At 62.4% G+C, this 20989-nt stretch carries 13 protein-coding genes; 9 read left to right on the top strand and 4 right to left on the bottom strand.

Translation table 11 applies throughout. The annotated features are described in order from the left end of the window. Positions 1 to 155: 155 nt before the first annotated feature. The 9 genes from ACFOW7_RS01070 to ACFOW7_RS01030 all read left to right on the top strand — a co-directional run bounded on the left by ACFOW7_RS01070 (position 156) and on the right by ACFOW7_RS01030 (position 14295). Positions 156 to 965, top strand: a complete 810-nt coding sequence (locus ACFOW7_RS01070; RefSeq protein ID WP_378160110.1) for a glycosyltransferase family 2 protein — start codon at positions 156 to 158, stop codon at positions 963 to 965. A 15-nt stretch (positions 966 to 980) separates the two neighbouring features. Next, positions 981 to 4151 carry a hypothetical protein gene (locus ACFOW7_RS01065; RefSeq protein WP_378160108.1) on the top strand — a complete coding sequence of 1057 codons (3171 nt, stop codon included), beginning with the start codon at positions 981 to 983 and terminating at the stop codon, positions 4149 to 4151. Between the two features lie 773 nt (positions 4152 to 4924). Next, on the top strand, positions 4925 to 6169 hold the full coding sequence (locus tag ACFOW7_RS01060) for an MFS transporter (protein WP_378160107.1): 1245 nt from the start codon (positions 4925 to 4927) through the stop codon (positions 6167 to 6169). Between the two features lie 21 nt (positions 6170 to 6190). Beyond that, positions 6191 to 7321: a LuxE/PaaK family acyltransferase gene (locus ACFOW7_RS01055; RefSeq protein WP_378160105.1), complete on the top strand. Its 1131-nt coding sequence runs from the start codon at positions 6191 to 6193 to the stop codon at positions 7319 to 7321. Position 7322: 1 nt separating this feature from the next. Further along, the gene (locus ACFOW7_RS01050; RefSeq protein ID WP_378160103.1) at positions 7323 to 9734 is read left to right on the top strand and encodes an acyl-CoA reductase; all 2412 of its coding nucleotides are present in this window, start codon (positions 7323 to 7325) and stop codon (positions 9732 to 9734) included. Between the two features lie 273 nt (positions 9735 to 10007). Continuing rightward, entirely contained in the window at positions 10008 to 11288 is a 1281-nt protein-coding gene (locus ACFOW7_RS01045; protein ID WP_378160101.1) for a phenylacetate--CoA ligase family protein, read from the top strand. After that, entirely contained in the window at positions 11285 to 12247 is a 963-nt protein-coding gene (locus tag ACFOW7_RS01040) for a GNAT family N-acetyltransferase (protein WP_378160099.1), read from the top strand. Before ACFOW7_RS01045 ends, ACFOW7_RS01040 begins: the two co-directional genes overlap by 4 nt. 317 nt (positions 12248 to 12564) lie before the next feature. Continuing rightward, positions 12565 to 13521 (top strand): LysR family transcriptional regulator, encoded by a 957-nt coding sequence (locus tag ACFOW7_RS01035; protein WP_378160097.1) that lies wholly within the window; start codon positions 12565 to 12567, stop codon positions 13519 to 13521. 15 nt (positions 13522 to 13536) lie between these two features. Then, positions 13537 to 14295 (top strand): substrate-binding periplasmic protein, encoded by a 759-nt coding sequence (locus ACFOW7_RS01030; protein ID WP_378160095.1) that lies wholly within the window; start codon positions 13537 to 13539, stop codon positions 14293 to 14295. A gap of 127 nt (positions 14296 to 14422) precedes the next feature. Here the strand turns inward: ACFOW7_RS01030 and ACFOW7_RS01025 are convergent, their stop codons facing one another. From ACFOW7_RS01025 to ACFOW7_RS01010, 4 genes are all read right to left on the bottom strand, one after another. Next, the gene (locus ACFOW7_RS01025) at positions 14423 to 15373 is read right to left on the bottom strand and encodes an IS481 family transposase (RefSeq protein ID WP_378160093.1); all 951 of its coding nucleotides are present in this window, start codon (positions 15371 to 15373) and stop codon (positions 14423 to 14425) included. A 157-nt stretch (positions 15374 to 15530) separates the two neighbouring features. Next, complete coding sequence (locus ACFOW7_RS01020) at positions 15531 to 16655, bottom strand: IS5 family transposase (protein ID WP_378160091.1); 1125 nt, start codon at positions 16653 to 16655, stop codon at positions 15531 to 15533. Between the two features lie 136 nt (positions 16656 to 16791). Then, entirely contained in the window at positions 16792 to 17040 is a 249-nt protein-coding gene (locus ACFOW7_RS01015) for a hypothetical protein (protein WP_378160089.1), read from the bottom strand. A gap of 8 nt (positions 17041 to 17048) precedes the next feature. After that, positions 17049 to 20939 carry a hypothetical protein gene (locus ACFOW7_RS01010; RefSeq protein ID WP_449252209.1) on the bottom strand — a complete coding sequence of 1297 codons (3891 nt, stop codon included), beginning with the start codon at positions 20937 to 20939 and terminating at the stop codon, positions 17049 to 17051. Positions 20940 to 20989 lie beyond the last annotated feature (50 nt).

The raw sequence follows: 20989 nt of genomic DNA, 5'->3' as shown, positions 1-20989 counted from the left end.
CCAGAGCGTTTCCAGCCAATTCGGAATCAGTGTGTCCGAACATCAACGTGGAGACGCCCAGCACTCAACCAGGCATCGTGGCGACGCCGGTTTCAATGGAAATGCTGTAGCCATCCGCGACCAGCCAACCACGTCTTTATCGAAAGCATCCAACCATGACCATTGCCCCCGATTTACGCGCCAGTTGGCAGGTACCGGCCTTTACCGTGGAATTCTGGCCCGGACGCCAGCAGCGTTATGGCATCGTGATTCCGGTGATCAATGAAGGAGCGCGCATCCGCAGTCTGTTGAGTCGAATGGCAGCGCTCCGTATTGCCGAGCAGGCGGATGTGCTGATCGTCGATGGCGGCAGCACCGACGGCTCGCTCGAACACGACTGGCTGCGCAGCCATGGTGTGCGTGGGCTGTTGCGCAAGACGGGCCCGGGCAAGCTCAGCGCCCAGTTGCGCTGTGCCTATGCCTTTGCGCTTGAAGAGGGCTATGAGGGCATCGTCACCATTGATGGCAACGACAAGGACGATCCCGAAGCGATCCCGCGTTTTATCAAAGCGCTCGAGGACGGCGTTGACTTCGTGCAAGCGTCGCGCTTTATCGAAGGTGGCATTGCCGAGAACACGCCGGCTTCGCGCGATCTGGCGATCCGCTTTATCCACGCCCCGCTGCTGAGCCTGGCTTCGGGCTGCAAGTGGACCGACACCACCCAGGGCTTTCGTGCCTATAGCCGCACCATGCTGCTCGACCCGCGCGTTGCGCCGTTCCGTGAGGTGTTCAATACCTACGAGTTGCTGGCTTATCTGTCCTACCGGGTTCCCAGACTTGGCTATCGCTGTATCGAGTTGCCGACGGTGCGTCGCTATCCCAAGGGCGAGGTGCCGACCAAGATCAGCAGCGTGCGCGGCAATCTGTCCGTTCTCGAAGTGTTATTGCGTGCCTGTGCCGGCCACTACAACCCGGCTGAACGTTAATCCATGGTCGAGGCGATGCAAAAAAAATTCTCTTTCATTGAAAAATTTTCTGTAATTGCCGCTGCATCTTCCGTCGCTATTGCAGCTTTATTTACTTGTCTGAAGCTGAACCTGGCGCCCGGCTATGCCGAATTTATCGTCGGCCATCTGGCCTGGAATGCCGGTACCAAGAGCCAGGATCTGCTGGCCGGTCCGGTCTTTATCCTGACCCTGCTGGCCGGTTTATGGCTGTTCAGTGCCCCGATCCGTCGGCTTGGGCCGCAATCGGAAAATGCGCAGCACTATGTCGAGCAATTGCTGTGGTGTCTGGCCCCGGTGCTGGCCATTCTGGGCGGGGTGCTGTCGAAGCTGCCGGCCGATAAGCCTGCGCTGATCCTCAGCAATGTCGGGCTGGTGTTTCTGGGGCTGGCCGGTTTTGCGCTGCGGCAGCAGCGGCCGATCGAGCCACGGCTGGCCGGACTGGCCTTGCTCGGCAGCGTCATGCTGGCGCTGTTGCCGTTTGAATGGTTTCTGCTCCATGGCCGGCTGAACGGTCCGACCGACGCCCCCTTGCCGCTGCTCGCTGCGGGGCTGAGCGGATTTGCCGCGCTGATGCTCAATCTGGTTCTACTGCTCTGGCGTCCCGACCTGCTGGCCCGCCTGCTGCCGCATCTGCTGCTACTGGGGCAATTCGGTCTGGCGCTGTGCTATCTCTGTCTCTACCCGGCCAGATTGCAGGCACCGGGCGAGCTGACCCAGTACAGCACCACGCCGGCGCTCAAGCTGTTCGTCGCCGCGCTGGTCGCCTGGACCATGCTGGACAGTCTGCGCCGCTATCTGGTCCATCTGCGCACTCGTGAGGCCGACTGGTATGCCCTGCTGTCGCCACCCGCCCTGTTTGGCCTGTTGCTGGCGATCAAGGCCGGCTGGACGCTGGCACCGCTGGTGCTGCCCGACGACTATCACTTCGGCGAGCGGGTGCTGGGCTGGTGGTCCTATCTGCACGGCACCGTGCCCTATCTTGGCTATATTCCGCCGCATGGCCTGATCGCCGATGATCTGCCGGGCCTGCTCAGTTCCCTGTTCTACGACGGCACGGCCGCCGCCACCGCCGAGACCAGCCGGATGAGCCAGCTGCTGCTGGGCCTGGGCGCCTTTCTGGCGCTGCGCCGCTACAGCGGCAGCCTGGGGCTGGCCTTCTGTGCCGTGCTGTTTATCGGCGAGCAGCCCAACTGGCTCTATCTGACGCTGTTTATGTGTCTGTGGCTGTCGCCCTGGCTGCTTGAGCGGCCGGCCTTATGGCTGACAAGCTGGATCATCGGCACTCCCCTGCTGATTCTCGGTGTCCCGCCACAGGGCCTGCTGGCTGCTGCCGCCTCGGGCCTGGTGCTGCCCTATATGTTGTGGCGGCTGTTGCAGCAGGACCGGCCACTCCAGCGCGCTTGGCCCATCGGCCTGGCGCTGGGGCTGCTGCTGATCGTGGCCCTGCTGACGCCGCTGCTGCCGATGCTGTTCAATGCCATCCGCTATGTGCTGGAAAACGGCCCGATCAATCAGGTCGCCTATGGCATTCCGTGGCAGTTGAGCTGGGGCTTTGGCGAGCGTTCGGGCTTTGTGTTCGAGTTGCTGCGGATGTCATGGACCATCGTCCCGGTGTTCTGTGCCGTGATGGTCTATCAGAGCTACCAACGGCCCGAGATCAGCCGCGCCATGCTTGCGCCGGCCTTGGCGGTGTTCGTGTTTTCCCTGTTGATGATTCCGTATTCGATGGGCCGGATCGACCCGGGCAGCGGCTCGCGGCCGATGATCGTCGGAGTGTTCATCTGGACCATGCTGCTGCCGATCGCGGTCTGGTGGCTGATCCAGCCGCTACAGCGGGTCATGCTGGCCGTGCTGGTGGTGGCCGGACTGGGCGCGAGCCAGAACTACGGCCTGCCTTCGTCGGAGATGTTCAGCGCGGCCTTTGCTCCCAAGATTCCGGTCAGCCCGCTGCGTGACAGCGCCGCCGCCGGCATGCCCAATATTGGCCGGGCCATGGTGGAGGATAAGCACTGGGAGCGGCTCACCCGACTACAGCAAGTGCTGGCGGCCAAGTTGCGCCCGGGCGAGAGCTATCTCGATCTCAGCTCGCGCAATGCCCAGTATTTCTATCTCGACCGCCTGCCCCGCCAGATGCCGGTGACGGCGCCCTACAATCTGGTGCCGCTGGGGCAGCAGCATCGGGCGCTGGAGAGGCTGTCGCGCGATCTGCCGTCCATCGCGCTGCTCGAAGCCGACAATATCGTGCACGACGGCGGCGGGCCGGCACTGCGTAGCCACTATCTGTACCGCTTTGTCCTTGAGCACTACACCCCGGCACTCGAAAACGGCTTCGTGATCGGCCATGCGAACCCCCTGCCCGTGCCGACCCGGCCGCTCACGCTGTCCACCAAGGTGAGCAATCTGAGCGATCCGACCTGGGATCGCGGCGTTCATCGCAGCGAAGCCGCGCTGGTGGTGGCCCATCCGAACTGGCTGGCCTCGGTGCCGGTCGGGCTTGAGGTGCGGCTGGACAATGGCGAGCTGCGCCGGATCAACCGGGTCAATCTGAGCGACGGCACGCTATGGCTCGAAGGCCCGCCACTCGATCCGGCCCAGGTCGGCTTTCCGCATGGGCTGAGCCTCGATCTGCCGCCCGAGCAGATTGCCGCCCACCGGCTGGCCTTGCTCGACCGGGCCTTTGCCCAGCCTGAGCTGGGCAAGATTCCCGTCGCCTGGGGCCGGTCCGAACGCTCGCTCGCCAAGCGGATGACACTGGTCCATTCGCTCGACTCGCTGCCCTTGACGCTGAGCCAGCTCAGGCAAGCAGGCAGTGATTACCAGTCGCTGGGCAACGACCCGCAACTGCTGTTCGATCTGTCCGGGCTGCAATTGGCCGGGCGCGAGGCAGGTCTGCTGCGCTTCGAGTTCCAGTGCCGCGAGGCACGCGCTGAACCGCGCTTCCAGATCTTCTGGTGGGGCGATGACCAAGGCGGCGCCAGCGAAGCGGCCAGCGTCAGCTTCACCGCCCAGGACGGCACCTTGATCGTCCCGCTCGATGCCTCGCCGCGCTGGCTGACACTGCGTCAGCTGACCGGCCTGCGGATCGATCTCAACACCCCGGAGGCATGCCAGGGCTTCAGTCTCAAACGGATCGGCCTGTACCAGCGCGTCGCGGCCGGGCGGTAGCGAGCGCATTGCTGCCCAACCGGGCGTCAGCTCGTCCGGACGGCAGTCGCCAAATTGGAAAAGGCGGATACGGTTGACCGTATCCGCCTTTTCAATTTGGCGACTCAGCCTGCCGGCGGGTCCGATTCGGCGGGAATTCCGCCGAGAGGCCAGAACGAATTCACCCCCCAACTAGATTAAAAACACTAAAAAGAACGCTGGCTTGGGATAGGCCGGATATTTCACCATGGCAACAGTGTTTTAATTATTCTGCATAGTAATTCCAGCGTCCAACAATCCCTCACAGCAAAGAAGACAAAGCACGGGTGAATATTTTTATTTGTTTATAAATTCAGCAATTTCTCTTGCATTGATTTTGCAGCTAAGTTGATTTTTACTCTCTCGCCCAGTTTATCCCCTCTTCATTCACGTCATATGCCAGAAACATTTTTTATTGACACTGAAGTCCCATTGTGATCTCGCTGAAAATATAAAATTCTGTCTTATCGCTTACGTTCGACTTGCTTGATAAAATAGCGGCCTTTGTCGTGAATCCCCAGGTTTTCCGCCCGATGACGCCCGGCGTCGTCGCGACCAGTACGGTCCCTGAGTTACCGTTTCGCTTGCGCCGCCCGTCCAATCGGACAGGCGTTATTCCGCTTTAGCGCCCGTGCCGGCCAGCACCTGCCGGCGCGGAACCCTGCTGTTTTCCGACCTGAACCGCCAGACCGGCGGTATCGCCAGCCCGTGCCGAGCTTCGGCGCACGCTGTCTTTTTCCTTCTATTGGATCGTCATGTTGACCCCGCTCCTACCTATTCCGCCTCGGCGGGCGCTGTACTTTTGCCTATTGCTCGCATTGTTCGAGCTACTGACCTATATCGCCAGCGATGTGGTGATGCCGGCCATGCTGAACGTCACCCGCGATCTGGCCGCAGGCCCGCAACATATCCCCTATGCACTGAACGCCTATCTGCTGGGCGGTGTGGCACTGCAATGGCTGATCGGTCCGCTGTCCGACCGCTTTGGCCGCCGTCCCATGCTGCTGATCGGCTGTGCCGGCTTCACCGTCACCTGCATCGCCAGCTACTGGGTCGACAATATCCATCTGTTCAATGGCTTGCGGCTTCTGCAGGGCATCGGCCTGGGCTTTGTGGTGGTGGTGAGCTACCCGGCCCTGCAAGAAGCCTTTGCCGAAACCGATGCCGTGCGGCTGATGGCGATGCTGGCCAATATCGCCCTGCTGTCGCCGCTGCTCGGGCCGCTGCTGGGCAGCGTGCTGCTTGAGTGGATTTCCTGGCGCACCCTGTTTCTGCTGATCGGTATCTGCGGCGCCTTAACCTGGGTCAGCCTGTACTGCTATATGCCCGAGACGCTGGGCGTCACCCGCCGCGACGGCAGCCGGCTCGACAAGCAGCCGCTGGCGCTGGCAAGCGTCGCGGCAAGCTACCGCTCGCTTCTGCGCAACCGGCGCTTTCTGGCCGGCAGTGCAGCGCTCGGTCTGATCGGTCTGCCGCTGATTGCCTGGATTGGCCTGGCTCCGCTGCTGCTGGTCAAGGGTGCCGGCCTCAGCACCATGACCTACGGCCTGTGGCAACTGCCGGTGTTCGGCGGCCTGATTACCGGCAATCTGCTGCTCAACCATCTGGCCGAACGCTACAGCCTGGAAAGCCTTGCCGGCCGCTCGCTCTGGGCGCTGCTCGGGGGTCTGCTTCTCGGTGCGGCCGCCACCTGGCTGTGGCCGAGCGTGCCCGCGCTGGTCGCAGGGCTGACGCTCTATACCGTCGGTCTTGGCATCTGCAACGCCACCCTGTACCGACTGACGCTGTTCTCCAGCGACGCCAGCAAAGGCGTGGTATCGGCCATGCTCGGCATGATCTCGGTGGCCATTCTTGGCCTCGGCGGCTCGGTGCTCGCTGCCTGCGGCGCCGGCAACGGCCTGACCGACTTTGCCATCGCCGCCTGCGCCACCGGGCTGCTCGCGCTATGGCCGCTGCGGCATATCCTGCGCCCGCAGTCTGCCCAGGCCCAATACGCTTAACCTCCCCTATCGGAACCCGCCATGGTCCCCCTACCTTATACCGAAGCGCTTTGCGCGCTGCCCCATCCGTATCGGCGCGACGCCGACACCGAACGGCTGTTCAGTCAGGCGATGGCCGAGCTGACCGCCTATCACAGCGCACACAGCCCGGGCTATCGCGACTGGCTGCTGGCCAACCAGATCGATCCGCAGGCGCTTGACCGGATCGAAGACTGGTCCACGCTGCCGCCGATCTTTGCCAACTATTTCAAGCAGCGGCTGCTGCTGAGCGCGGCGGGCGAGGATGCCCTGGAGCTGACTTCGTCGGGCACCACCGGCCAGAAGAGCCGGATGCGCTACGACGATCGCAGCATCAGCGCCGCCCAGGCCATGGTTGACCGGATTTTCGAGCACTACGGCTGGCACACCCCGGACACCGCGTGCAACTACCTGCTGCTGAGCTACGAGCCGGCCGGGGCAATCACGCTGGGCACCGCCTATACCGACCAGTTCCTGTGCAAATACGCCCCGGTCAACCGGGTGGTCTATGCGCTGCGCCATAACGGCCAGGGCAATGAATTCGACCCGTTCGGCGTGATCCGCGCCTTGCAGGAATTCGCAGCCGAAGGACTGCCGGTACGGATTTTCGGTTTCCCGGCCTTTCTGTGGTTCACGCTGGAACGGATGCGTGAAATGGGCTACCCGGCGCTCCAGCTTCATCGCGACTCACTGGTCTTTCTGGGCGGCGGCTGGAAGACCCATGCGGCGCAGGAGATCCCCAAGCACACGCTGTATCAGCGACTCGGCGAACAGCTCGGCATTCCGGATATCCGTTGCCGCGACGGCTACGGCTCGGTCGAGCATCCGGTGCCCTATATCGAATGCCCGAAGCACCGCTTCCATGTGCCGGTCTATGCCCGCGCCTATGTGCGCAATACCGCCGATTTCTCGCTCCAGTCCTATGGCGAGCCCGGCTTTCTGCATCTGATCTCGCCCTATATCACCTCCAGCCCGGCCCATAGCGTGGCGCTGAGCGATCTGGCCGTGCTGCGGCCAGGGAGCGATTGTGGCTGCGGCATCGACAGCGACTGGTTCGAATTGCTGGGCCGGGCCGGCACCGCCAAGAGCCGCAGTTGTGCGCTGGCCGCTTCTGAACTGATCCGGGGATCCTGATATGTACCTGCTCCAAGGCCAACTCGACGCCACCCTAGACCTCGACCGGGCATTGGCCCGCCTGCTGCCGGCACTGCCGGCGGCACTGGCCCGTCCCTGCAGCGCCGACGCGGTGCTCGACTGTGCGGAACGCTTTGCCGACGCCCTGATTGCCGGCCGGCTCGATCTGGGACTCGACCCGGACAGCCAGGCCGAACTCGCCAGCTTCTGCCGCCGCGACACGCTGGCAGCCAAGCTCGAACGGGAACTGGGCGAGACGCCGCAATCGCTGCGGCGGATCGACTATAGCGAAGCCCATTTTGAAGCCTGGCGTCCGCTGGGCGTGGTGCTGCACGTCACCCCGGCCAATGCCGCGCTGCTGCCGTTCTTTGCGGTGCTGGAAAGCCTGCTGGTCGGCAATATCAACTGGCTGCGCCCCAGCAGCAGCGACAACGGCCTGAGCGCCCGCCTGCTCTCGGCCCTGCTCGACTGCGACCGTAGTGGCACGCTGGCCGATTTCATCGCCGTGCTGCCGGTCGCCAGCCACCAGCTCGACCGCCTGTTCGGCCATGTCGACGGCGTCTCGGCCTGGGGCGGCGATGCCGCGCTCGAATCGATCCGCCGTCAGTTGCCGGCCGGCTGCCGCTGGATCGACTGGGGGCATCGGATCAGCTTTGCCTATCTGAGCCCCGAAGCCGCCAGCGCCGAGACGCTTGACGCCCTCGCCGACGAGGTCTGCCGCTTCGACCAGCAAGCCTGTTCCAGCCCGCAATTGCTGCTGGTCGACAGCGACGACCCGGCGGTGCTCCAGGCACTGGGCGCCCAGCTTGCCGAAGCGATGGCCCGCCGCGCCCCGGCGTGGCCCGCGCTCGTGCCATCGACCCAGGAAGCGGCGGAAATCACCACCCGCCTCGGCTTTGCCCGCCTCGACCAGACCTTCGCCGCCGAACCTGGCCATATCTGGCAAGGCCAGGGCTGGCGTGTGGTCTGGCAACACCGCAGCTCGGTCGAACCTTCCCCCTTGTTCCGTACCGTACTGCTGCGTCCGCTGCCGCGCGCCAGGCTGGTCGAGGCGCTGCTGCCCTGGCGCACTCATCTGCAAAGCTGTGCGCTGGCCTGTCCGCCCGGCCAGATGGCCGAACTGGGCCGGTTGCTGCTGGCCGCCGGCGTCACCCGCGTGACCCCGGCCGCGGAAATCCACCAAGGCTATGCGGGCGCGCCCCATGACGGCGTCTATGCCCTGACCCGCCTGGCCCGCCGTGTTTCGCTGACCGTGCCGGCCGGCACGCTGAGCGTCCATATCACGCTCGATCAGCCGCCCGCAGCCCCGGCCGGACTCGACTGTCCGCCGATGGACAAAGCCGCCTTCCAGGACGGCTCGCTCCAGCCCGGCGCACAACTGTTCTTCCGCAGCGGCGGCAGCAGCGGCACACCGAAGCTCGCCGGCTTCAGCTACCGCGACTATCGGCGCCAGATGCGGGCAGCGGCCGATGGACTGTTCGCTGCCGGGCTCGATCCGGCGCGCGATCGGGTGATGAACCTGCTCTACGCCGGCAAGCTGTACGGCGGGTTGCTGAGCTTTTTCACCATTCTGGAGCAGATGGGCGCGGTCCATTACCCGATGGGTGGACCGAGCGACGACGACTTCAGCGAAATCGCCCAACTGATCGTCAGCCAGCGCATCGACACCCTGATCGGCATGCCCAGCACGCTGCACCAGTTGTTCCGCCGCGAAGAAGCCACGCTGCGTGCCTACGGTGGCGTGCGCAAGCTGATGCTGGGCGGCGAACATCTGGGCGCGCCGCAACGGCGCTTTCTGGAAAGTTTCGGTATCAGCACGATCCGCTCGGCCATCTACGGCTCGGTCGATGCCGGCCCGCTCGGCCATGCCTGCAAGGCTTCGCCCGATGCGGTGTTCCACCTGCTGAGCGATACCCAATGGCTGGAGATCGTCCATCCCGAGCGTGACGAACCGGTCGCGGCCGGGGAAAGCGGTCGGCTGCTGTTCACTTCGTTGGCGCGCGAAGGCCAGACCGTGCGGCGCTATGAGGTCGGCGACACCGGCCGCTGGCTCGACGGCCCCTGCCCGTGCGGACTGCCGAGCCCGCGTTTCGAGCTGCAAGGCCGCCAGGGCCAGCTGCTGCGCGTCGGCAGCCTGTTTATCGCGCCGGCTCGGCTGGCCGAGCTGGCTGGGGTGCCGGTGCAATTCGTGATCGATCACGACGACAGCGGCTGCGAACGGATCAGCGTCCTGGCCGAGGGCGACCCGGCCGAGGTTCGCGATCGGCTCGCCAACGATGCCGATCTGGCCGAAGGTCTGCGTGGCAGTCTGATCAATCTGCACGTCGAACCCTGTCCAAGCGGCGGATTCGAGCGCAACAGCCACAGCGGCAAGACGCCGCTGGTGATCGACCGACGCCGGACCGCACAATAGTGCCGTAAATAACCTTTTTTTCAATCGAAGGAAACATTGCTAAACATTGCATGGTCCAATGCGTCAATCGATATATATATACAGCACCAGATCTTGCATCCATCATCATTCTGCAAGAATGCTGCTGTAAATTGGACTGTGTATCTTTAGCAGGATAATAAAAACAGCTCCCCGATTTAAGGAAACCCCTCCTTGACCGCGCAGCGCCCCGGCCCTCGGACACAATCCAGCGGGCCGGGCCTTGCGCACCCTGTGAAATCCGGACTTAGCCGTATGCTTACCCTCTCTCAACTGGTGGCCCATGCCCGCCACCACTCCCCGTATTACGCCCGCCGTCTGGCCGCGCTGCCCGAGCAGGGCTGGCAACTGCACGATCTGCCGTTGACCGACCCGGCCGACTATTGGCAAGACAGTGAATCGCTCGATGGCTGGCCGGTGCTGAGCGGCGCCGTTGACGACGCCCATGTGTTCAAGACCGGTGGCTCGACCGGTCAGGGCAAACTGGCGGTGTATCGCCGCTCGGAATGGCGCCATTTCGTTACGGCTTTCGGTGAAGCCATGGCTGCCCAATTGCAAGCGGGTGACCGCGTCGCCAATCTGTTTTTTGCCGGGGACCTCTACACCAGCTTTCTGTTCATCCACGGCGCCCTGGCGCACGCCCCGCTGCCGGTACTCGAATTCCCGTTTACCGGTGCAGTGGAGTCGGCCACGCTGGCTGAAGCCATACACCGCTACCGGATCAACGTGCTGGCCTGCGTCCCGGCCCAATTGCTGCGTTTTGCCGACCACCTCGACCGCCACGGCCTGACCCTGCCTGAAGTCAACACGGTGCTGTACGGCGGCGAGAGCCTGTTTGCCGCGCAACTGCCGCAACTGAAGCGCGTGCTGCCCAAGGCCCGCTTTGCCTCGATCGGCTACGCCAGCGTCGATGCCGGGCTGCTCGGTGCCAGTGCGCCTGACTGCACGCTCGGTGAACATCGGGTGTTCGACGGCGATACGTTGGTTGAGATCGTCGATGAACATAGCGGTGAGCCGATTGAGGAATGTGGCCGAACCGGCGTATTGGTGGTGACGAACCTGACCCGGACCCTGATGCCGCTGCTGCGCTACCCGGTCGGCGATCTGGCTGCCTGGACCGAAGTCGCCGGCACGCCTCGGCGCAAGTTTGTCCTGTGCGGCCGGGCCAGTCAGAGCCACCGGATTCGCGTCGGCACGCTGTCGCTGTTCCCCGATGAAATCGGCCAGCGGGTGCGCGAACTGGCCGGCGAGCGGCCCTGGCAGTTATGGATCGAGCGCAGCGGCAGCGCCGACCGGCTGACGCTGCGTTGGGAAGCGGACGGCTGCACCACGGCTGAAGCGCTGACCCAGTCGCTGTCGGCAGCGCTGCTGACCCACTATCCCGAACTCCAGGCCCTGCGCACCAGCGGTGAGCTGATCTGGTCGGTCGAAGCCTGCTCGGCCGCAAAACTCGCGCTGCATCCACGCTCGGGTAAGTTGTTGCGGGTGGTGGACCGGCGCGACTATCAGATGGCAGCACAGGAGGTGGTGGCATGAATCTGCAATGGCGCCATTTCACCGCCGCCGATGCGGCCTCGGTCAGCGAGCTGTTCCGGGCCGTCTACGGCGAACACTATGTCTACCCCGACCTTTACCTGCCGGCGATGATCAGCCAGCACAATGCCCAGGGCGACTGGTACTCGGCCCTGGCGCTCGACGGCGAGCGGGTGGTCGGCCATTCGGCACTGTGCCGCGATCCGCAAGACCCGGGCAGCGCCGAGCTGGCGCTCAATGCGGTCCATCCCGATGCACGCGGACGCGGTATCGCCACCACGCTCGGTCAGTTGCTGTGCGGCCATGCGCGCGAACTTGGGCTCGATACCCTGACCATCAAGCAGGTCTCGTCCTATACCCATAGCCAGCAGTTGGCGCGGACGCTGGGTTTCCAGACCACCGGCCTGCTGCTTGACTATGTCAGCTCGCCCTATGGCAATGCCTGGCGCGAGAGCGTGGTGCTGGGCTGTCAGACGCTGCGGCCGGGCCATCGGCCGCTGCCGGCACTCGACTGGCCGGCCGAATATGCCCAATGGGCCGAGTCGCTGACCCGCCATTTCGGCAGCGGTAGCGCCGCCCCGGCACCGCTCGACACGCCGATGCAGGTACGCCGCCACGGTGAGCGGGTCGAAGTGACGCTGGAGCGGGTCGAAGCGGCCAGCCTGGCCCAGATTGCGCTGTTGCCGGGCAACTGGCTGATCCATGTGCGTCTGCGGCTCGATCAAGGCTTTGACGAAGCCCTGGCACGACTGGCACCGGCCGGCTATGTCTTCGCCGGCCTGGCCCCGGCACCCGGTGCCGGCTGGTACGCCCTGCTTGAGCGCGGCTTTGACGCGCGACCGCTGACCCTGCGCTGCCCGATCGCCCAGACCCTGCACCAGAATGCGCAACTGCCGCCGCTGTCCGGCCTGCCGCCTCGGCGGCGGCCTGAAGTGGGCGCGGCGGCGATTCGGAGTTGCTGAAGCTGTCAGCCACTGAACTGTCAGCCACTGAAAAGTGAAAAGAGCCGTTGTGATGACGGCTCTTTTTTATCCTTCGTTTGAAATTGCTTAGGTGGCAAGGATGTACTTCCTTTCTGCTATTTTGTTTACCAGGATAGTAAATGTGTTAGCAAGACGGCCTCAGCCTATCCTGAGCTTGGCGTACGCTTTGGCTTGTTGAACCGGTTTATAGAGGCTTAGATAAAAGCAGCGCCCGGCACGTCACTGTGTTGGCGTGGTGAGAAAATCCATTAAATCTAATTACTAAGTAGTTGGCCGAATTGAGGAAGGAGGGCGTCATGGATCGCATCCAAGCCATGCAGCTATTTGTCCGCGTCAGCGAATACGGCAGTTTCACCCGCGCCGCTGACGCCATGCGGATTTCGCGGCCGGCGGCCTCGATCACCATCCAGCAGCTTGAAGACCGCCTGGGTACCCGGCTGCTCAGCCGCACCACCCGCCATGTCGAACTGACCCCGGACGGCCTGGCCTATTACGAACGCTGCCAGCGTCTGCTTTCCGACCTTGAAGAAGCCGACACCCTGTTCCGCCAGGCCGATGCGCCACCGCATGGCCAGTTGCGGGTCAAGGTACCCGGGCGCTTGGGGCGGCGGGTGCTGTTGCCGGCACTCCCCGAATTTCTGACCCGTTACCCCGAGATCGATCTCGAACTCGACATGCTCGACCGGCCGCTCGACCTGATCCACGCCGGCATCGACTGCGCCCTGCGCATCGGCGCGCCCTGCGACGACCGCCTGATGGACCGGCCGATCGGGCTGCTGGCCCAGGGCAACTACGCCAGTCCCCGCTATCTGTCGCGCTACGGAACGCCACGCGAACCGGCCGATCTGAGTCGGCATCTGGCGGTCCGCTATCTCCAGCCGGCGACCGGTAAAGTGCGCGAGTGGGAATACCTGGAAAACGGCGAATGTCGCACGCTGGTGCTGCAAGGACCGGTCACGGTCAACCATATCGATGCCTATATCGACTGTGCCCGGGCGGGACTGGGTCTGATCCAGGTACCGGTGCACGACGTGGCTGACTATCTCGACAGCGGCGAGTTGGTGGAAATCCTGCCGCGCTGGCGAGCGGCGCCCTTGCCTTTGTCGCTGTGCTATTCCTACCGGCGCCATCTGTCGCGGCGGATTCAGGCCTTCGCCAGTTGGATCGAGGAATTGTTCGCACCACGGCTGCGGGCGCTGGCTACTCCGGCACTGGCCACCAGCAGCCCGACGCCAGCTCCGGTGCTGCGCTGAGCATCGCCCACCCTGATGTCTCCTCTTCGTTTGTCTCGTCGGCTGCTGGCAGCCAGCCTTCTGCTGACCAGCACCCTGCTGCCAGGTGCCGAGCCGCCTTTGCAGATCAATAGCGTGGCGTATCCGCCGCTGTCCTACAGCGACGGCAATCCGACCCGTCGTGGTCTGATGCTCGACCTGACCGAATTGGTCTGGCACCAACTCGGCTGGCCGATGGTCCCGCGCTTTTACCCGTTCAAACGGGCACTTGAGCTGACCAAGGCGGAACCGAACAGCTGCCTGGTTCCCACCAGCCGCACACCGGAGCGGGAGCAGTCGTTTAAATGGATAGGCCCCCTTTATCGTGGTGCTTATACACTGCTGGCGGTTCCCAATCGGGTGCCGTTGCTGGCCAATCTGGACGAGGCACAGCGTTACCGCATCGGCGTCATGCGCGGCTCGGCCCTGCAAAGCGAATTGGAACGACGCGGCATCTCCCCGATAGTCGAGGCCACTCCGACTGCACTATTCAAACTGCTCAATCAAGGCAGCATCGACCTCTGGGCCACCCACGACATCGTCGGCCACCACGAGGCACGGCTTAACCAGAAACAACTCAAAGTGGCACTGCGCCTGCATGAGATCGATAGCTATATCGCCTGCAACTTGGCTGTCGGCGACGAAACCATTCGTCAATTGCAGCAGAAAGCGGAGGAGGTACTGAAAAGCCGTGCTTATCAGCAGGTGCAGGCACGGTATGGGGAGATGGGGAGTGGGAAAGAGAGGCCAAGGTAATTAAGCATCACTTACTGTTTAAATTCTCTAGGCATAGAGCATGCGCAATTTTCCGGCATTATTTAAAGATATCTAAAAAATCCCCCCTAAAGCGTGTTATGCACTTTGGCTGAAAGGCACGCGGAGCCTAGGTGTTTAGTCCCGGCATTTGATGGATCGGATCAACCCTGAAGCGATGTGGCTCAGAAGTCCACTGTTTGCAGATGAATTCGTAGGGCGTCAGCCCTTTGAGAGTCTTGAGCCTTCGTCCGAAGTTATAGGCATTGATGAAATCGATTAGGTGTCGTCGCAGTTGCGCATGATCGTCGTAATGAAAGCGCTTAACAGTGGCGTCCTTGATAGTCCGGTTCATTCGCTCGACCTGCCCATTGGTCCAAGGATGTTTGACCTTGGTCAGTCGATGATCAACGGCATGCTCGTCGCAGACGCGATCAAAAATGTGCTGGAAAGCGTATTGATCACAATGGCGGTTCGTGAATTGGATGCCGTTATCGGTGAGCACTGTATGGATGGTGTAGGGCACCGCCTCGATCAAGTTGCGCAGGAACTGTGCAGCAATCATTTTTCCGGCTTTGGTATGGAGTTCGGTGAAAGTGAACTTGGAGGTGCGATCAATCGCAACAAAGAGATAGAGCTTACCCTCGGCCGTCTGCATCTCGGCGATGTCGATATGGAAGTAGCCGATCGGGTAGCTTTTGAACCGCTTCTTGACCGGCTTGCTACCCTCGACTTGAGGCAGTCTCGAGATGCCGTGGCGCTGAAGACATCGGTGCAGAGATGAGCGCGTCAGATGCGGCATCATCGGTTGTAGGGTGTAGAGGCAATCATCCAGGGGCAGCAATGTGTGCTGGCGAAAGGCAATGATGGTTGCCTCCTCCTCGGCTGACAGAACGCTTGAGCAAGACTTTTTGGGGCCGGTGGGCAGATCAGCGACTGAGGTTCGCTTCTTCCACTTGGCAACAGTCTTCTGATTGATGCCGTACCGCTTGGACAGTGCTCTCAGACTCTCTTGACTATTTTGTATTGCTCGACGGATTGCCTCTGTCGTTGTGGCGCTTCCGTGTAGAACCTGGCCCATAGTGCTTCCTTCCAGTGATGAGAAAAGATTGCACCATCAAATGCCGGGACTAAACAGTATAGCGGGTCGCAGACTCCTCCCCAGCCTTTACATAGATCGAGCCCGGGTTGACGGTCCCGTCCTCGTGACGGCTGAGCGTGGGCCGATCCGAGCGGATCTACGCCCCGCCCTGACGGTTCAGTTGGAACACCACCCGGTCCTCGGCGTCGTACCAGCTAAAGCCGATCATCCGTCGCGCCACGCTGCCGTCGGCACGGTACTGCACCGTCTCTTCCTGCATGGACCGGCCCAGGCTGTCGTACAGCCGTCGGTTAACCGAGCGCTCGCCGCGCTCGAGCCCCGATTCGATCAGCCGGCCCAGACCATCGTACTGGTAGACCGTCTTCTGGCCGCTGCTGTCCGTGACCGTCTTGCGACGCATCCCGCTGCCGTCGTAGGTGATCTCGGCAGGGGTCACACCGATGCCATGGCTGCCCTCTCGTCCATCGATCACCTGCCGACCGGCGCCAAACATCACCTGCTGGCCTGCCACGCGGCGCAGCGCCATCTCGGGCCCCAGCTCATCCCAGCGGTCGCGCTTGTCGGTGGCCCGGATCACCGTTCGGCTCACACCGTGCTGCGTGACCGACCGAAGCGTGCCGGCCTCCACCGTCTCACGGCCCCAACCGTCGTAGTCGTACCACGACGCCTGACCGGTCCAGCCATGGTTCTCCCGCTCCATCGCAAAGATGGCCCGGCGGTTGGCACGCGCATCGTACAGATACTGCACCGCCATCGTCGGGCCGCTGACCAGTTCCACCCGGCCCTCCTGCGTATCGGCATTGACGGCCAGATGCACTTTGCGCCAGCCGCGTCGGTACTCCGGCCCGTGTTGCTTGACCTTCCATTCGCCCTCACCGTGAATCTTGATGCCGGTGCTGTCCACCAGCAGATGCAGCGGCTCGGCACGACGTCGCACCGGAATCTGTACCGCCAGCTTGCCCTGCCGCCGGCTGACCGTGCTGTAACACGGCACCGACCACGCCAGATTCATCATGCGCACCAGGCTGCACGTGAGCCCGCGGACTTGGCGCAGTCCCTGCTGGAACAGCACCTTCAACGTCAGCATGATTTGAATGGCTTGATCGCGGTAGCGCGTCGGGGCGCCCGCCTGACCTGGACGCTCATTGCTATGCCAGGCAAGGTCCGGCGAAAACCAGATCGTGACATCGCCCCTCGCTTGCAGGCTTCGGTTGTAGGCGGACCAATTCGTCGTGCGGTAGCGGGGCTTGGATGGCTTCATGCTGCCAGCTTACAACCGGCTTCAACCCTGGAGTCGGGGGGTTATGCAACAAGGCCGACCGCAAGTATTAATCGCTTCCTGAGTAAATATTACCCACTCGAAGAGATCCCATTCATTATACGGCGGCAGCGATAATTTATTTTATCTCCTCCACCTTGGAAATACTCACCACGATTTCACTTAGAACTCCATAATTTTCCTTCGGAACCGCCATTTCATAAAAAGCCTTTAAGGCCATACCGCGAAATCTATTATACAAATAATTTTCTTCTAAAAGCTCACCTTCATCAACCCTGACAGCAGCCGTCCCATCAAAATCGAATCTTCCTGCATTCTCAGAAACCCCACTCACTAAAAAGTGGCAGCGATATTTTTTCTTGCTCATACCCCCTCCTATCTCTTCCCGGAACTTCCAAATATTACAGACACATTGTTCCGCCGAACAATAACCTCTTCTGGCTCGAAACCATACTTTGCTGCTCTTTTTCCTGTCCAGGTTTCAGAGGCAGCCGTAAATTCATCTCTGGTGTATTGATACACATCATTGAATTGATCAAGATTAGTTGTCAATCCAGAATCCCTAGACCAATTCCCACGTATCTGACTAACTCTCTCTGGCCCAATAGCCGACATCATGTCATCAAACATCTCCGTGCCAGTCCCATATTTAGCTCGCATCGTTTGATTGGTAGCTCTTATTTCAAAGCTCAAGACTCCCTCCGATGACAACTGCGCATCTATGCCATAGCCTTTGTTTGTTGACCCAAAAACATAGCGAAGCGACCCATCTGGCTTCTTTACCAGGGAATAGTCAGGTTTGGCAATTTCTCGAAGCTGCCTCTTCAGTTTCTCAAATGAAGCAGCGTTGTGTGCTTCTCTTACTTGGCCAGATGCAGACTTAATCAGCCCTCTCTCAGCAATAAGCGCCTGCTCCAGCGTCATCTTACGCAGCGCCTGCTGATAAGCTCCCAGGGTAGCCGAATAATCCGTTACCGACTTCCCCTCAGCAGTCCACGTCTTGATTCTTGCTGGTGCCGCTCTCGCTCCATATCCCAGCCGGCGCTCAATCTCCTTCAGCTCATATTCGGCATTCGCTACCTGATGCAGACCCGGGACGAAGGCCATCCCCACCAACCCGTCAGCCCCAGCAACATCCCACAGATCCGCGATCGTATTGAACCGCTGTGCCGCCCCCTCATTGCGGGACACCTCAAAGCCCGGCCGGCGCGTGGTGAGCTGTCGCAATAACCCCGGCGCTATCGCACCTTTGTTAGCGAGCAGGATTCTTTCTCCAGGCTCCGGCTCCACGGGATTTTCCAACATCCCGACCATCGCCTGAAGCATGTCGTCAGCGCGGCTGGCGCCTGGGTTGGTCGCGATCCGCGTGTGGGCGTCGATCTCGACAAAGCCAGCGGTCCGGTTCGTCGCTCCCAGCGCCTGGGCCATAAAGCTGTCGCGCAAGGCTTCTTCAGCGTCCAGCTCCGCTTCGCTGCGATAGGCGTAGCGAGGCATGGCCGGGACTTGATAAGCCCGGCTCTTCCCGGCCACCTCATTGCCCAAGGTTTCGCCAAAGGCATTGCCCACCAACGACACCCAATCCAACCGCCCTTCCCCATGGGTGGCAATCTGGGCCACGCGGTTGACCAGGCCATTGGCGAGCTGATGGGTGAAGTTGGCGGTAAGGTGATGGTCTCGTGCCAGGATCGAGCCGGGCGTCGTCTGGGTACCGAAGAGGTTATTCCCGACCCACTTGTTGATCGGCTCGGCAATGGCCGCGGCCGCGACATTGCGCCAACTGAAGTGACCCAGCCCCGTCAGCGACAGCAGGCCATCGGTTACCGCCCCGGTAATTGCGCCGGTAGCCACATCCTGGAAGAACTCCGGCGCATTGGGCAGCAGCTTGGCACCGATGGAGCCACTCTCGCCCACGGCTTGACCAATCCCAGCCGTCACCGCTTTACGCAAGGCCGCCTGACCCACGGCCTGCCAGGAGAAGCGCTCCTGCGTACCGATCGCCATATTGCCGGCCTGGTTGACGATGAAACCCATCGCCCCACCTGCTGCCGCCCCGACGATCGCCGCACCCGTCGTTCCCAGGAAGGTGTTCTGTAAGAGACCACCCACCCATTGCCCGGTGTACGCCGCAATCACCGCCGCCACCACCATAATGATCGCCTGACCATAGCCCCCACAGGGCTTGGCTGGCTTAGGTGGAGGCGGGGGCGCCGGGAGCGCTGGGCTGGTCTCGCCCAGCACTTCGCTGGCCGAATGCGGCGTAAACACCGAGGCGTCGTTGGCGGCGTTCAATACCCGTGGCAGCTTCAGCATCGTGCCGGCGGTGATCGGGTCATCGGCTTCCTGCAAGCCGTTCTCTTCGCCGATCAGATACCACAGGCGGCCATCGCCCCACACCATCTGGGCAATGCGCCGCAGTGTGTCGCCCTGCTGGGCGATATAGCTGCTCTGCGTGGTCGCGTTTCTGCTGGGGTCCTGGATGGCGCTGTAGTGCAGATCGACACTGCTGCCCGTGAACGCATTGCCCGAGACCGCCACCCGGGCACCACCGGCGTAGAGATACTGGCTCTTCGCCAGCCCTTCTTCCTTACTCAGCACCCGGCCATCGGCATCGTTGATGAAGTAGCGCGGCGCCCCGGCCCCGGGCAAGGCACCCTGGATCCTGACCACATTGCCAAAGGCATCGTACTCGGTGGTGGTCTGCGCCGGACCGCCGAGAGCACTGCCGACATGGGTCGCTTCACGCCAGCTATCAAAACCCTGGTAGGTAAAGGTATGGGTTTGCCGTGAGGCATCGGTGCCGCCATCGACCTGATAGCTCGTCAGCCGATCGAGCACATAGGTATAGCGGGTCGCAGACTCCTCCCCAGCCTTCACATAGATCGAACCCGGGTTGACGGTCCCGTCCTCGTGACGGCTGAGCGTGGGCCGATCCGGCCGGATCTCCGCCCCGCCCTGACGGTTCAGTTGGAACACCACCCGGTCCTCGGCGTCGTACCAGCTAAAGCCGATCATCCGTCGCGCCACGCTGCCGTCGGCACGGTACTGCACCGTCTCTTCCTGCATGGACCGGCCCAGGCTGTCGTACAGCCGTCGGTTAACCGAGCGCTCGCCGCGCTCCAGCCCCGATTCGATCAGCCGCCCCAGGCCATCGTACTGGTAGACCGTTTTCTGGCCGCTGCTGTCCGTCACGGTCTTGCGACGCATCCCGCTGCCGTCGTAGGTGATCTCGGCAGGGGTCACACCGATGCCATGGCTGCCCACCCGTCCATCGATCACCTGCCGACCGGTGTCAAACCTCACCTGTTGGCCCGCTGCTCGGCGCAGCGCCATCTCGGGTCCCAGTTCATCCCAGCGGTCGCGCTTGTCGGTCGCCCGGATCACCGTTCGGCTCACACCGTTCTGCGTGACCGACCGAAGCGTGCCGGCCTCCACCGTCTCCCGACCCCAGCCGTCGTAGTCGTACCACGCCGCCTGGCCGGTCCAGCCATGGTTCTCCCGCTCCATCGCAAAGATGGCCCGGCGGTTGGCGCGCGCATCGTACAGATACTGCACCGCCATCGTCGGACCGCTGACCAGTTCCACCCGACCCAGCGCGTCGTAGCGCGTGGCCTGTTCCGACTGGACCTGCACCAGCTTGCCGTCCAGGCCCGACTGGTCCCGCTGTTCGAGCCGTTCACGGATGGCCCGACCCAGCGCGTCATAGCGGGTGCGGCTGGTCTTTTGCAGCTTGCCGTCCTGTTCCTGCACCTCGACCCGCCAGCCTGCTTCGTGGTAGCGGTAGACCTGCACTGCCGTGGGCTTGCCGTGCTGGTCAATGCTGTGCTGCGTCAGCTCGCCCGCACCGTTGTACTCGTAGCGATGTTGGCGGCCGCCCAGGTCCACGGCCCCCTTGAGCTTCTGCGTCCCGGCGTAGTAGGACCAGGTCTGCGTCACCACCGTCGGCAGATTGTTGATACCGCTGACCTTGTCGAGCTTCTGGACAGGCTTGAGCGCCGCGCCGTCACGCTTTACCTCGAAGGTCCTTTCCTCGACCTTATTGCCCAGCGCGTCGTAGTCGTACTGGTGCATCGTGCCAAACAGCGGGACTTCATTGCCCCAGAACCCATCGGGCTTGAGCGACGGACCGCGCCGGCGCTGGCTCTGCACCACCTGACCCCGCGTGTCGTACCAGGTGTAGCTCGCCTGGGTGTCACCAGTCAGTGTCCAGACCCCTTGAGGAGCCGCCGCAGTGGGAAGCAGCGACTCTTCGCCCCGCATCCCCACCACGCGGTCGCCAAAACGGGCTCAGCAACGAGGACGTCGGCCTCATCAACGCC

This window comes from Chitinimonas lacunae (assembly GCF_042650885.1).
Classification (GTDB): domain Bacteria; phylum Pseudomonadota; class Gammaproteobacteria; order Burkholderiales; family Chitinimonadaceae; genus Chitinimonas_A; species Chitinimonas_A lacunae.
This window is presented reverse-complemented; position numbering and strand designations above follow the sequence as displayed.